The 13,767-nt window shown below is 42.1% G+C and carries 11 protein-coding genes; 9 read left to right on the top strand and 2 right to left on the bottom strand.

Features of this window, described 5'->3' with window-relative positions:
* Window positions 1–3: 3 nt before the first annotated feature.
* Window positions 4–2,622, bottom strand: coding sequence for a [protein-PII] uridylyltransferase (gene glnD / locus NYF15_RS13520; RefSeq protein ID WP_371353828.1), 2,619 nt, complete (start codon window positions 2,620–2,622; stop codon window positions 4–6).
* 12 nt (window positions 2,623–2,634) lie between these two features.
* Complete coding sequence (gene map, locus NYF15_RS13525) at window positions 2,635–3,456, bottom strand: type I methionyl aminopeptidase (RefSeq protein ID WP_267136299.1); 822 nt, start codon at window positions 3,454–3,456, stop codon at window positions 2,635–2,637.
* Between the two features lie 236 nt (window positions 3,457–3,692).
* On the opposite strand from map, the gene rpsB reads away from it, so the two are divergent.
* The 9 genes from rpsB to bamA all read left to right on the top strand — a co-directional run bounded on the left by rpsB (window position 3,693) and on the right by bamA (window position 13,758).
* Entirely contained in the window at window positions 3,693–4,421 is a 729-nt protein-coding gene (rpsB, locus tag NYF15_RS13530) for a 30S ribosomal protein S2 (RefSeq protein WP_062569873.1), read from the top strand.
* Between the two features lie 105 nt (window positions 4,422–4,526).
* On the top strand, window positions 4,527–5,378 hold the full coding sequence (gene tsf, locus NYF15_RS13535; RefSeq protein WP_237127061.1) for a translation elongation factor Ts: 852 nt from the start codon (window positions 4,527–4,529) through the stop codon (window positions 5,376–5,378).
* Between the two features lie 152 nt (window positions 5,379–5,530).
* Complete coding sequence (gene pyrH, locus NYF15_RS13540; protein ID WP_062570043.1) at window positions 5,531–6,280, top strand: UMP kinase; 750 nt, start codon at window positions 5,531–5,533, stop codon at window positions 6,278–6,280.
* 17 nt (window positions 6,281–6,297) lie between these two features.
* Window positions 6,298–6,855, top strand: a complete 558-nt coding sequence (gene frr / locus NYF15_RS13545) for a ribosome recycling factor (protein WP_130150607.1) — start codon at window positions 6,298–6,300, stop codon at window positions 6,853–6,855.
* Between the two features lie 105 nt (window positions 6,856–6,960).
* The gene (locus NYF15_RS13550; RefSeq protein ID WP_130150608.1) at window positions 6,961–7,740 is read left to right on the top strand and encodes an isoprenyl transferase; all 780 of its coding nucleotides are present in this window, start codon (window positions 6,961–6,963) and stop codon (window positions 7,738–7,740) included.
* A 22-nt stretch (window positions 7,741–7,762) separates the two neighbouring features.
* Complete coding sequence (locus tag NYF15_RS13555) at window positions 7,763–8,629, top strand: phosphatidate cytidylyltransferase (RefSeq protein WP_371353829.1); 867 nt, start codon at window positions 7,763–7,765, stop codon at window positions 8,627–8,629.
* Window positions 8,626–9,825 carry a 1-deoxy-D-xylulose-5-phosphate reductoisomerase gene (ispC, locus tag NYF15_RS13560; protein ID WP_130150610.1) on the top strand — a complete coding sequence of 400 codons (1,200 nt, stop codon included), beginning with the start codon at window positions 8,626–8,628 and terminating at the stop codon, window positions 9,823–9,825. The genes NYF15_RS13555 and ispC overlap by 4 nt, the downstream gene beginning before the upstream one ends.
* A 1-nt stretch (window position 9,826) precedes the next feature.
* Window positions 9,827–11,179 carry a sigma E protease regulator RseP gene (gene rseP / locus NYF15_RS13565; protein ID WP_371353830.1) on the top strand — a complete coding sequence of 451 codons (1,353 nt, stop codon included), beginning with the start codon at window positions 9,827–9,829 and terminating at the stop codon, window positions 11,177–11,179.
* Window positions 11,180–11,286: 107 nt separating this feature from the next.
* Window positions 11,287–13,758: an outer membrane protein assembly factor BamA gene (bamA, locus tag NYF15_RS13570; protein ID WP_371353831.1), complete on the top strand. Its 2,472-nt coding sequence runs from the start codon at window positions 11,287–11,289 to the stop codon at window positions 13,756–13,758.
* Window positions 13,759–13,767: the final 9 nt, after the last annotated feature.

The raw sequence follows: 13,767 nt of genomic DNA on the forward strand, positions 1-13,767 counted from the left end.
CTCTTATTCGGTTTCTGCGTTGAGTTTTTTACGCAATGCTTGATGAATTTTTGCTTGTTCTTCGTCTGTTAATGCTTGGTATTCGTTATTTGATACCACGAAGAAATCTTCTGCACGTTCACCGACAGTGGTTATCCGTGCGGCATGAATATGTAATAAGTGTGCTTGAAATACTTCGGCAATTTTCGTAAGTAACCCAGGGATATCCACGGCCTGAATTTCGATTAAACTGCGATCTTTTCGGGCATGTGGTCGAAGCACAATTTTGGGTTTAATATTAAAGTCTTTAAAACGCTGTGAGCGGTTCTTCTTAAAACGGATTTTCTTTTTAGGGTCACTAATTGCAGCGTCTAGTGCACGTTTAATTCCTTGCGCACGGTTACTGGCAATTGGGTCGCCATTCACTTCCAGAATAACAAAACTAAACAGCACATAACCGTCTTTCGTTGTGAGGACTTGTGCATGTTGAATTTGTGCTTTTTTAGAGCCGATGACACTAACTAAACGAGCGAACAGCCCGCCTGAGTATGGACTATAAGCAAATACTTGCGTTCCCCCATGCATGGCGGTATTAGATACCATCACACTGGGCTGGCTTAAATCTTCACAATTGAGTAAGTGTTCGGTGTGCCACGAAATTTGTTGTTCACTAAAAGCGGTAAAGTAATTAGCTTTAAAGCGACTCCAAATTAAGTCGATCTGATCTTCGTTACAGCCGTGGTTCAATAAGCGTTGTTTAGCTTGTTGTTTTTTATCACGAATTTGGTCACGTTGGTCCATCGGGTTTTCAAGCCCTAAACGAAGTGCGCGCTGGGTGTGTAAATAAAGCTCTCGTAGTAGGGTATTTTTCCAATCGTTCCACAAGTTATCGTTGGTGGCACGAATATCGGCTAATGTTAAGCAATATAAGTAATCGAGCTGACGCTCTGTTTTTACTTTGCTGGCAAAGTCTTTAATGACATCAGGGTCATTGATATCTTTACGCTGCGCCGTGACCGACATGAGTAAATGATTAGCAACAAGCCACGAAATGAGTTTACCATCGGACGCAGGAAAGCGATGAAGCTTAGCAAAGGCAAGGGCGTCTACAGAGCCAAGCTCTGAGTGATCGCCACCACGACCTTTGGCAATATCATGGAAAATACCTGCTAAATAAAGTAGCTCAGGTTTATCCATGCGCGTGACAATTTCACTACATAGCGGAAACTCGCTGACTTTTGATTTATCAAAATACTTGTAAATATTGTTGATTAATTTGTGCGTGTGCTCATCCACGGTGTAAGCATGAAAGAGGTCAAACTGCATTTGTCCAAAAATATTTCGCCATTGCGGTAAATAGGCAGCAATCATGCCGTGCTTGTGCATAAGCGTGAATGCACGACCCATGCCGTTAGGATGCTTAACAAGTCGTAAAAATGCTTCGCGGCAGGCTGCGTAATCTTGTAAATCACCGAGTAAACGGCGTCGTACTTGGCGCATTGTACGTATGGTACTTGGGTAAATATGGGTGATTTCAGGATTGTCAGCAATATGCTCGAACAACACAAATAGTTGATCACGGCGGAAAAACACCGATGGGTTTTTTACCCGAATTTGATGACCAATACGCTCAAAGTTACGATCGAGCTCAACGACAGGTAACTCACCTGCGCCCGGTAAAATGCTTTGCTCAAAGTATGAAAGCAGCATTTGATTAAGCTCTCGTACGCGGCTCATAATTCGGAATAAGCGTTTCATCATGCGCTCAACGGAAGCTTTACCATCACTACCAAAACCAAGTATTTCAGCTGCGTGAGGTTGATGATCAAACAATAAACGGTTTTCAGAGCGACCCGCAGCGATGTGCAGCGCAAATCGAATATTCCATAAGTTCTCTAAGCATTCAGAGAGCTCTTGATATTCTTCGTGAGTAAGATAGCCGTGATTAATGAGCTCTTGTAATGTTTCTGCTCTAAAGTGTTTTTTTGCCACCCATATAATGGTTTGTAAATCACGTAAACCACCCGGGTTTTCTTTAATATTCGGCTCAAGGTTATAGGCTGTGCCGTGACACTTTTTATGACGTAAATTCTGTTCTTGCACTTTCGCCAAAAAGAATTCATCAGAGCGCCAAATGGGCGTATCGACTAAATGTCTCTTGAGTTTTTCAAACTCAATATGATTACCGAAAATGAGTCGGCTTTCGAGTAAGCTGGTGGCAAACGTTACGTCTTCGCGCTTTTGTTCTAATGCTTGTTCTATGGTACGAACGCTGTGACCAATTTCTAAGTTGAGATCCCAAAGCATAGTGACGAATTGACCAATCTTTTCACACACCGCATCACTTGGCTGCTCGCTTACTAGCAACATAAAGTCGATGTCGGAGTAGGGGTGCAATTCGCCACGGCCATAACCACCTACTGCGATAAGGGCCAAATCACTTTCGTGCGCAAGGTCATAGTCATGAAACAGTTTAATCAATAAGCGATCGATAAACTCAGCGCGGGCATTGATTAAGTTGCTGACGGGTTGTTTAGAAAATTCGTTCTGAAGCCATTTGTAAAAATAACTTGAACAGTCGCGATAGTCGCTAAGTTGCTCAGCTTGGCTAAGCAACTTCTTTACTTTATTGGGTAATGCCACAGGGGCTGGCTCCTAGTGTTCGATGATCCTGTCAATAGTATCATCTGATCGGAGCGTTAAAATTTCAACACCATTTTCAGTCACTAACAGCGTATGTTCCCACTGTGCAGACAATGAACGGTCTTTTGTTACGACAGTCCAGTCATCTTTAAGCAACTTACATTGGCGTTTACCCGCATTAACCATAGGTTCGATTGTTAAGCACATGCCCGCTTTTAATACTTCACCAGTACCTGCTTTGCCATAGTGCATAACTTGTGGCTCTTCGTGGAACTCTGCACCAATACCGTGACCACAGTATTCACGTACAATCGAATAGCTAAAGCTTTCAGCGTATTTTTGAATCGCAGCACCAATATCACCTAAGCGAACGCCAGGTTTCACCATTTTAATGGCAAGGTACAGGCTTTCTTGTGTTACTTCAGCAAGGCGTTTACCTTGGATATTAGGTGTACCAACATGGAACATTTTAGATGTATCGCCATGGTAACCGTCTTTGATTACAGTTACATCAATATTGACGCTGTCACCTTCTTTAAGTGGTTTGTCATTTGGGATACCGTGACAAATTACATGGTTCACTGAGGTGCAAATTGATTTTGGGAAACCGTGATAGTTAAGTGGTGCTGGAATAGCATCTTGAACGTTAACAATATAATCGTGACAAATTGTATTTAGTTCATCTGTGGTTACACCTGGCACCACATGCGGTTCAATCATTTCAAGTACCTCGGCGGCTAAGCGCCCGGCAACACGCATTTTTTCGATTTCTTCAGGGGTCTTGATCACAGCACTCATTGAGGCTCCAAAGTTGTTTTTTAGGTCATTTTTCAGTGCACAAATTTTGCACTGAATGTTGAGTTTTCAATTTTAATATGGTATAAAGCGCGCCGTCTTTTTACAAATAAATTCTTAACTGATTTTTTGTATTTAAGGCAAACACAATTTTATTTTAACACACACACGTATCGTCACATACACTTGGGTGCACATAAGTTACAAATTAACTTAGGTGTTGGTGCTATGGGATATGTGGAGGCCTAACCCTAAACTATTAGAGGAATTTACAAATGGCAAACGTTTCAATGCGCGATATGCTTCAAGCTGGTGTTCACTTTGGTCACCAGGCACGTTACTGGAATCCTAAGATGAAGCCTTTCATCTTCGGCGCTCGTAACCGTGTTCATATCATCAACCTAGAGCAAACTGTACCAATGTTCAACGAAGCACTTAAGTTCTTATCGAACGCAGCTTCTAACAAAGGTAAAGTACTTTTCGTTGGTACTAAGCGCGCAGCAAGCGAAGCAGTTAAAGAAGCAGCTCTTCAAAGCGAGCAGTTCTACGTAAACCACCGTTGGTTAGGTGGTATGTTGACTAACTGGAAAACAGTTCGTCAATCAATCAAGCGTCTTAAAGATCTTGAAGCGCAAAGCCAAGACGGTACTTTCGAGAAGTTAACTAAGAAAGAAGCGTTAATGCTAACTCGTGAAATGGAAAAGCTTGAAAAGAGCCTTGGTGGTATCAAAGACATGGGTGGTCTTCCTGACGCACTTTTCGTTATCGATGCAGACCACGAGCACATCGCTATCCGTGAAGCTAACAACCTAGGTATTCCAGTTGTTGCTATCGTTGATACTAACTCTAACCCAGACGGCGTTGATTACGTTGTTCCTGGTAACGATGATGCGATCCGTGCTATCCAACTTTACACTGGCGCTGTATCAGCTGCGATCACTGAAGGTCGTGAGAACAACATCGTTGCTCAAGCTGAGAAAGACGATTTCGTAGAAGCTGAGTAATTAGCTGTCATCAAGTCTTCATCTTAATTAAGGTGAAGACTTGTTATTCTTGTTAAGCGGCCCATACCGCTTCCCTAATAACAGAATTCAATTGAGGATATTCTAATGGCTGTAACTGCTGCCCTAGTTAAAGAATTACGCGAGCGTACTGGCGCTGGCATGATGGATTGTAAAAAAGCGTTAACTGAAACTAACGGTGACATCGAGTTAGCGATTGAAAACATGCGTAAGAGCGGTGCTGCAAAGGCTGCTAAAAAAGCTGGTAACATCGCTGCTGAAGGTACAATCTTAATCAAAGAAGGTAACGGTTTCGCTGCGCTTCTTGAAGTTAACTGTCAAACTGACTTCGTTGCTAAAGACGCTAACTTCCTTGGTTTCGCTAACCAAGTTCTTGACGCTGCTGCAGAATCTAAAGCAGACATCGATGCGCTTAAAGCACAGTTCGAAGAAACACGTGTTGCACTAGTTGCTAAAATTGGTGAAAACATCAATGTTCGTCGCGTTGAGTACATCGATGGTGACAAACTTTCTTCATACCGTCACGGTGACCGTATCGGTGTTGTTGTAGTTGGTGAAGCTGACGAAGAAACACTTAAGCAAGTTGCTATGCACGTAGCTGCGTCTAAGCCTGAGTTTGTTAACCCAGAAGACGTACCAGCTGACGTTGTTGAGAAAGAAAAAGCAGTTCAAATCGATATCGCGATGAACGAAGGCAAGCCTGCTGAAATCGCTGAGAAGATGGTTGTTGGCCGTATGAAGAAATTCACTGGTGAGATCTCTCTTACTGGTCAAGCTTTCATCATGGAGCCTAAGAAGACTGTTGGCGAAATTCTTAAAGAGAAAGGCGCAACTGTTTCTAACTTCATCCGTTTAGAAGTTGGTGAAGGTATCGAGCGTAAAGAAGAAGATTTCGCTGCTGAAGTAGCTGCACAAATCGCTGCTGCAAAAGGCGAGTAATTTTCTGCTTGAGTGATGCAGGCGAAATTAGATGAAATTAATCTGCTATTAGCTTTTGCGTCACTGATGAAAATTCTTTAAAATAACCGCGTTTTATGTGTAACCATAGCGCGGTTATTTTTTATCTCATTACTAAGGCTGGCCCAAATATTATGACTATCAATCGTAAACCTATTTTTAGACGTGTTCTTCTTAAACTTAGCGGTGAAGCATTAATGGGAGACGAAGGCTTCGGCATCGACCCGAAAGTACTTGACCGTATGGCTCAAGAAATTAAAGAACTTGTAGAACTCGACGTAGAAGTAGGTTTGGTTATCGGCGGCGGTAACTTCTTACGTGGTGGTTCATTAGCAGAAGCAGGCATGAACCGCGTAGTGGGTGACCACATGGGAATGTTAGCAACAGTAATGAATGGCTTAGCAATGCGTGATGCACTACACCGTGCATTTGTAAATTGCCGCTTAATGTCAGCTATCCCACTAAATGGTGTGTGTGATGCTTATAACTGGGCTGAAGCAATCAGCTTATTAAAATCTGGCCGCGTAGTTATTTTCTCAGCGGGCACGGGTAATCCGTTCTTTACTACTGATTCTGCCGCGTGTTTACGTGGTATCGAAATCGAAGCTGATACAGTTATCAAAGCGACAAAAGTGGACGGTGTTTATTCTGATGACCCAGTGAAAAATCCAGAAGCTACACTATATCGCCACTTGAGCTACAATGAAATCATTGAAAAAGAATTAAAGGTTATGGACTTAGCTGCATTCACTCTTGCACGAGATCATAAAATGCCTTTAAGCGTATTTAATATGAACAAATCTGGCGCGTTGAAACGTGTTATTATGGGTGAAGATGAAGGAACACTTATTTCTTCACAAGCCTCAGATGAAATAAATAAATAGATTATTAGGATTGAACCGTGATTAACGATATCAAAAAAGATGCGTCAGAGCGCATGCAAAAAAGTGTTGCGGCACTAGGCAGTCAATTATCTAAAATTCGCACAGGCCGTGCTCACCCTGCGTTACTTGATGGTATTCAAGTATCTTACTATGGTGCTGATACACCGTTAAACCAAGTTGCAAACGTAACAATTGAAGACTCGCGTACACTTGCTATTAGCGTGTTCGACAAGTCACTAGCACAAGCCGTAGAAAAAGCAATCATGGCTTCAGACTTAGGCTTAAACCCTATGTCTGCTGGTACGGTTATTCGTGTTCCACTTCCTCCACTTACAGAAGAGCGTCGTAAAGACCTAATTAAAATCGTACGTGGCGAAGTTGAAGGTGGCCGTGTTGCGGTACGTAACATCCGTCGTGATGCGAATGGCGACATTAAGAGCTTATTGAAAGATAAAGACATTTCTGAAGATGAAGCGCGCCAAGCTGAAGATGAAATTCAAAAGCTTACTGATAAGTTCATTAAAGAAATGGATACACAATTAACAGCGAAAGAAGCTGAATTGATGGAAATCTAATACGTCCTGTTTATCTTTCAGACACTCATCCTGAATAGGTAATAGGCATAACTAAATTTATTAGTTTTGAAACGCCGTCTAGGGTATACTAGACGGCGTTTTTTTATGGAATACTCGATATTTATGGTTCTTAACGCTGATAAAATTTCCCAGCAAAGTTTGCCTAAGCATGTCGCTATAATCATGGATGGTAACGGTCGATGGGCGCAAGCTAAAAATCGTCCACGTGTTTACGGGCACAAAAAGGGCGTTGATGCGGTGCGTCAATCTGTTCAATTTTGTACTCGCTTAGGTATTCAGTCATTAACACTATTTGCGTTTAGTAGTGAAAACTGGCGCCGCCCAGAGGACGAAGTAAATACACTTATGGAGTTGTTTTTATTCGTACTGGGAAAAGAAGTAAAAAAACTTCATAAAAATAATGTAAAACTAAATATCATTGGTGATTTATCACGTTTTTCTGAAGGTTTACGACACAAAGTAGATGCTGCACACGAACTTACCCGCAACAATACTGGGTTAGAATTAAATGTCGCGGCTAATTATGGTGGTCGTTGGGATATTACCAATGCCGCAACACAGCTTGCGAAGAAAGTCGCTGCAGGTGAATTAGCTGCAGATGAAATTACTGAGCAGCATATGAACGACCACATGAGTATGGCAGGTCAGGTGGAACTTGATTTGATGATCCGTACTGGTGGCGACTTACGCATTAGTAACTTTCTTTTGTGGCAAGCTGCTTATGCTGAGCTTTACTTTACAGATACGCTTTGGCCAGATTTTAATGAAGCTGCTTTTGCTGACGCTATCGCTTGTTACGTTGCCAGAGAGCGACGATTTGGTTGTACCGGTGAACAAATAAAACAATTACTCGCCGAAACCTAATTACTAGTTGAAGGTACACACATTGCTTAAACAACGAATTTTAACCTCACTTGTACTTGCGCCACTTGCACTTGTATTGGTTTTTTATACCCCACTTACTTTATTTAGTTATATCGCTGCCGGTATTGTTTTACTCGGTGCGTGGGAATGGTCTGCTTTTATGGGCTTATGCGATAAATTCAAACGGCTAGGCTTTGTTGCTGCGACCGCTATCATTCTTGCTCTGCTGAATTGGCACTGGCCGATAGAGTCGCTTTGGCAAAACGGTAAACTGGTGGGCGATGCTAATTATTTGTTTACCTTGTCATTCGCGTGGTGGATTGTTGCCACTTATTTAGTATGGCGCTACCCGGCCATGGCGAAAGCATGGAATGAAGGTCTTGTGATGCGAGCGATAGCAGGCTTTCTAACCCTCGTGCCATTATGGTTGGCGTTAAATACCTTAAGAAGTGCGGGCTATAACGAATCGACTCACTTTGGTTCAATGCTTATTTTAGTGGTTTTAGGTATTGTTTGGAGCGCAGACATCGGTGCTTATTTTACAGGCAAGAACTTAGGAAAACGTAAATTAATGCCTAAAGTCAGCCCTAATAAAACCATTGAAGGGCTACTTGGTGGTGTCGTCGCATCGGTTATCTTCGTGTTGGCTTTTTGTCACTTTAGCGACGTTGATATGGCTGTTTGGCCTATTTATGCCATTATGACTGCATTTATAGCACTGTTTTCTGCGGTGGGTGACTTACTTGAAAGTATGTTTAAGCGTGAAGCAGGTTTAAAAGACAGCGGTTCATGCTTACCTGGTCATGGCGGTATTTTAGACCGTATTGACAGCCTAACTGCTGCAGCACCTATTTTTGTCCTTTGTTATGCATGGACATTGAGTTTATGAGTAAGACTGAACAACTGGTAGTGCTTGGTGCAACAGGTTCAATAGGCCTAAGCACGTTAGATGTTGTTGCTCGAAATACAGATCGCTTCGCTATTTTTGCGTTAACCGCAGGGCAAAATGCTGAAAAAATGGCTGAGCTTTGCTTAGCGCATCAACCGAAATTTGCAGTTATGGCTAATAACGCGGCAGCAAAGGCGTTATCAAGCTTACTTGCAAATACACCCTGTACGACCGAAGTACTTGCAGGCGTAGAAGCAATGAGCGAGCTTGCGGCTCACCCCGAGGTTAATACAGTGATGTCGGCTATTGTGGGAGCAGCAGGCTTACTACCCACCTTGAGTGCCGTTGAAGCAGGTAAAAAAGTACTGCTTGCTAATAAAGAGTCGTTGGTGATGTCAGGTCAGTTGTTTATCGACAAAGTAAAGCAACATGGCGCAACATTACTGCCAATTGATAGCGAACATAATGCTATTTTTCAATGCATGCCTGCATCATTACAAAACACATCAGGGTTACTTGGTGATAACGGCGTGAGCAAAATCTTGTTAACGGGCTCTGGTGGTCCATTTTTAACACGTGATTTAGCCACCTTATCATCTGTTACAGTCGCTGAGGCGGTGGCTCACCCTAACTGGTCTATGGGACAAAAGATTTCTGTTGATTCAGCGACCATGATGAACAAAGGTCTGGAATTCATTGAAGCTAAATGGTTATTTAACTGTCACGCCAGTGATATTGAAGTGGTCATTCATCCGCAAAGTATTATTCACTCAATGGTACAGTATCAAGATGGCTCTGTGCTTGCGCAAATGGGGAATCCAGATATGCGTACACCTATCGCACATGCACTTGCTTTTCCAGATCGTGTTGATGCAGGTGTGAAGCCCCTCGACTTTTCAGAGCTAGCTGATTTTACGTTTACTAAACCTGATTATGCACGTTATCCAAATTTAAAATTAGCAATAGATGCCAGTGAAATGGGGCAAGGTGCAACAACGACAGTCAACGCTGCCAATGAAGTAGCTGTTGCGGCATTTTTAAATGGGCAAATTGGCTTTACAGATATCTTCCGTGTTAATGCGCAGACATTAGAGTCAACCTTGAATGTTAATGTACAAACACTTGAAGAAATATTAGCGTGCGATAAAGCTGCACGTATGAAAGCGCTTGAACTTGTTAAAAAGGGCATGAATTAAGATGTTTGATTTTTTCTGGAATTTAGGCTCATTCATTCTTGCATTGGGAATTTTAGTGACCGTGCATGAATATGGTCATTTTTGGGTGGCGCGTAAAGCCGGCGTAAAGGTTTTACGCTTTTCAATTGGCTTTGGCAAACCACTTATAAAATGGTACGACAAGCATAAAACAGAATACGTCATTGCTGCTATTCCTTTGGGTGGCTATGTTAAAATGCTGGATGAACGAGTGGACGAAGTCCCGCCAGAGCAGCGCCATCTATCATTTAATGCCAAATCTGTAAAAGCCCGTATTGCCATTGTTGCAGCAGGCCCCATGGCGAACTTCTTATTTGCTATTTTTGCCCTTGCGGTAATGTATATGGTGGGCGTACAGTCACTAAAACCTGTCGTTGGTGAGGTCACGCAAGGTAGTCGTGCAGAAGCCGCAAATATCGAACCAAACCAACAAATTATCAAAATAGGTGAAGATGATATTAGCACCTGGCAAGATACTACTTTCTCATTAATGAGTCGTTTAGGTGAGCAAAGTGTTGTGGTGACTTTACGCGACCAAAATTACCAAAAGCATGTTCGTACATTGAACCTAGATGGCTGGAAGTTAGACCAACAAGATGTGCCTCCGTTAACGTCGATTGGTATTGTTCCATTTAGACCTCAAGCGACATTAACGGTCGCGCAAATCAATAAAGGTTCTGCAGCTGAGCGGGCTGGTCTTCAGGTAAATGATACAATCTCAGCCGTAAATGGTGAAAATATCAGCGATTGGACCCAGTTAGTCTCTATTATTCAACAATCACCTAACAAATCCTTACAATTTAGTGTAAAAAGACAAGGTAGCATTGAGTCACTTACCGTCACACCAGATGGCCGTGATAATGATGCTGGCGTGTTGCAAGGGTTTTTAGGAGTTGCACCAAAGGTTGAGCCTTGGCCAGAAAACTACATTGAAACTAGACATTATGGCCCCGTCGATAGTATTGTGCTGGGCATACAAGAAACATGGCGTTTAATAACCTTAAGTTTTGATATGATTGGCAACCTCATTACGGGTCAAGTGTCAGTTAAAAACTTAAGTGGGCCCGTAGGCATTGCAGTGGGGGCGGGGACTAGCGTAAGCTATGGCTTGGTTGCATTTTTAAGCTTTTTAGCTTTGATCAGTGTTAACCTTGGCGTATTTAACTTATTGCCGTTGCCAGTGCTTGATGGTGGGCACTTAATGTATTACATAATTGAACTTTTTCGTAAGAAGCCTGTCTCTGAAAAGACACAAGAGTTTGGTTTTAAATTGGGCGCCTTACTGCTCATATTTTTAACATGTTTCGCTTTGTTCAATGATGTATCACGTTTATAACAAGTAAGCGGAAAATTCCAATTTGAACACGATTGTAAAACACCGCAAAAAGTTAAATTTACAAGGTGTTGAGCGGTAATACAGTTGTAAAGGATAAAGATAACAAAATGGCTATAAAAAAACATTTGGCAGTTTCAAGTTTATTAGGTGCAAGCTTTGCAGCCCTAGGCCAAAACTCCTTTATTGTAGAAGATTTAAAAGTTGAAGGTTTACAACGTGTTGCATTAGGTGCAGCACTGACGCATATTCCGATCAACGTGGGCGATAATATTGATGAGTACACAATTTCAAGAACCATAAAGTCACTCTATCGTTCAGGTCACTTTGATAATATTAAAGCGTTGCGTGACGGTAATAATGTTATTTTCCGTGTCACTGAGCGCCCAACAATCAGCTTGATTGAGTTCGACGGCAATAAAGATATTAAAGATGAGCAGCTAAACGAATCACTTGATCAACAAGATATTCGTACCGGTGAGCCTCTTGATAAAACCGTTCTTGATAATATTGAAAAAGGGCTTGTTGAGTTCTTTCATAGTATTGGTAAATACAATGCTAAAGTTGAAGTTAGCATCACCAAGCTACCTCGCAACCGCGTAAAGTTATTATTTAAGTTTGATGAAGGTGACGCTGCGTCAATTCGTCAAATAAACCTTGTTGGTAATGAACTTTTCTCAGATGAAGAACTACTCAAGTTGGCTGAATCTCAACAAGATTTGCCATGGTGGAAGTTCATGTCAAGTGACCGCTATCAGAAACAAACGATTGAAGGCGATCTTGAGAAAATCCGCAGTTACTATTTAGACCGTGGTTACTTACGCTTTAATATTGATTCCACACAAGTGTCTGTGAGCCCTGAGCGAGATTCAGTTTATGTGACTGCAAACATGACTGAGGGTGTTAAATACACCGTAAAAGGGTTTGACTTTATCGGTGACTTACTTGGCCGCGAAGAGCTTATTAAAAGTGTTATTCCACTTAAAGCGGGTGAGTTGTACAATGGCTCTGTGGTTACCTCATCAGAAGAGTTTATCAAGAGCTACCTAGCCCGATTTGGCTATGCGAATGCAGAAGTACGCACGATTCCTGAAATCGATGATGAAAATAAAGAAGTACAGTTAACGCTGTCGGTAGACCCTGGCAAGCGTGTATATGTGCGCCGTATTATCGTTGGCGGTAACCAAAATACCTCAGATGAAGTTGTTCGTCGTGAAATGACTCAGCTTGAAGGTGCGTGGCTTTCTAATCAAAATCTAGAGCGTTCTAAATTGCAAATCCAACGTTTGCCGTATATGGAAAGCGTTGATTTCAATGTTGTTCCTGTACCAGGTGTTGATGATCAAGTAGACGTTGATTTTACTGTGAAAGAACAGTCAGCAGGTAGCTTTAATGCAGGTTTGGCATATGGCTCTTACTTAGGTCTGCAATTTAACATTGGTGTCAGTGAATCGAACTTCTTAGGTACTGGTAACCAAATTGGTTTTAATATCAATACGTCACGTGGTTCAGAGCGTATTAGCTTATCGTATACTGATCCGTACTTCACCCCAGATGGTGTTTCGCAGGGCAGTAGCATTTTCTATAGCAACTATGATGCAAGTAAATTTAGCCTCATCGACTATAAATCGAAAAGCTACGGTATTGGTACCAATATTGGTTTCCCAATTGATGCTGTAAACCGTATTAATTTCGGTATCCGTTGGATTGAAGAAGAGTTATCGGATATCGCTGAATACGAGCAAACACGCGTAATGCGAGAAACCTTCTTAGACCCTGAAAACCCAGATGCTGGCTTTAACTTTACTAAATATGAGTTGAGCACGGGATGGTCGCGTGTGACAGTAAACCGTGGTTTATTCCCATCAGCGGGTTCGCGTCAATCACTTAATCTAACAGCAACAACACCGAACTCAGATTTAACTTACTTTAAGTTAAATTATGACTCACGTTTTTACTGGCCGATTAGCAATGACCATCGTTGGGTATTCTCAACACGTGCAGCGCTTGCTTATGGTAATGGTTACGGTTCAACCAATGGGTTTGATCAAACATTACCGTTCCAAGAGTACTTCCGTATTACTGAGATGGAATTACGTGGTTTTGATAGAAATACCATTTTACCACGTGCTGTATCACGTACACCGCAAACTATTCCGGGCACGCCACAAGGCGATGGTACAACAACCGGCAGTATTGGTGGGGCGTCAGAATTTGACGTACTAACATTACAAGGCCGAATTGGTGGTAATGCCAAAGCGGTTGCAGGGATGGAGCTGATTGTTCCAACCCCATTCTTGGATGAAGAAAATACGAGTTCTGTACGTACAAGCTTCTTCGTAGATGCTGCGAACGTATGGGATACAGAGTTTAACGTTGACCGTTATCAAAACTTAGCCCCTGATCAACGCGCAAAATTAGAGGATTATTCAGATCCGATGCGCTTTAGGGTATCAACCGGTCTTTCATTACAATGGATCTCTCCAATGGGTCCAATGCTGATCAGTTTTGCGTATCCATTGCAAAAAGAAGAAGATGACGATACGAAAACCATCAGCTTTAATATTAGTAATACATTCTAAAGGAGTTTT

This window comes from Pseudoalteromonas sp. 68 DY56-GL68 (assembly GCF_041414825.1).
Taxonomy (GTDB): Bacteria; Pseudomonadota; Gammaproteobacteria; order Enterobacterales; family Alteromonadaceae; genus Pseudoalteromonas.

Excerpts from the sequence above, each read along its gene's own strand:
- rpsB (WP_062569873.1), top strand. The coding sequence starts at position 3,693 with ATGGCAAACGTTTCAATGCGCGATATGCTTCAAGCTGGTGTTCACTTT.
- tsf (WP_237127061.1), top strand. The coding sequence starts at position 4,527 with ATGGCTGTAACTGCTGCCCTAGTTAAAGAATTACGCGAGCGTACTGGC.
- pyrH (WP_062570043.1), top strand. The coding sequence starts at position 5,531 with ATGACTATCAATCGTAAACCTATTTTTAGACGTGTTCTTCTTAAACTT.
- NYF15_RS13550 (WP_130150608.1), top strand. The coding sequence starts at position 6,961 with ATGGAATACTCGATATTTATGGTTCTTAACGCTGATAAAATTTCCCAG.
- ispC (WP_130150610.1), top strand. The coding sequence starts at position 8,626 with ATGAGTAAGACTGAACAACTGGTAGTGCTTGGTGCAACAGGTTCAATA.
- rseP (WP_371353830.1), top strand. The coding sequence starts at position 9,827 with ATGTTTGATTTTTTCTGGAATTTAGGCTCATTCATTCTTGCATTGGGA.
- bamA (WP_371353831.1), top strand. The coding sequence starts at position 11,287 with ATGGCTATAAAAAAACATTTGGCAGTTTCAAGTTTATTAGGTGCAAGC.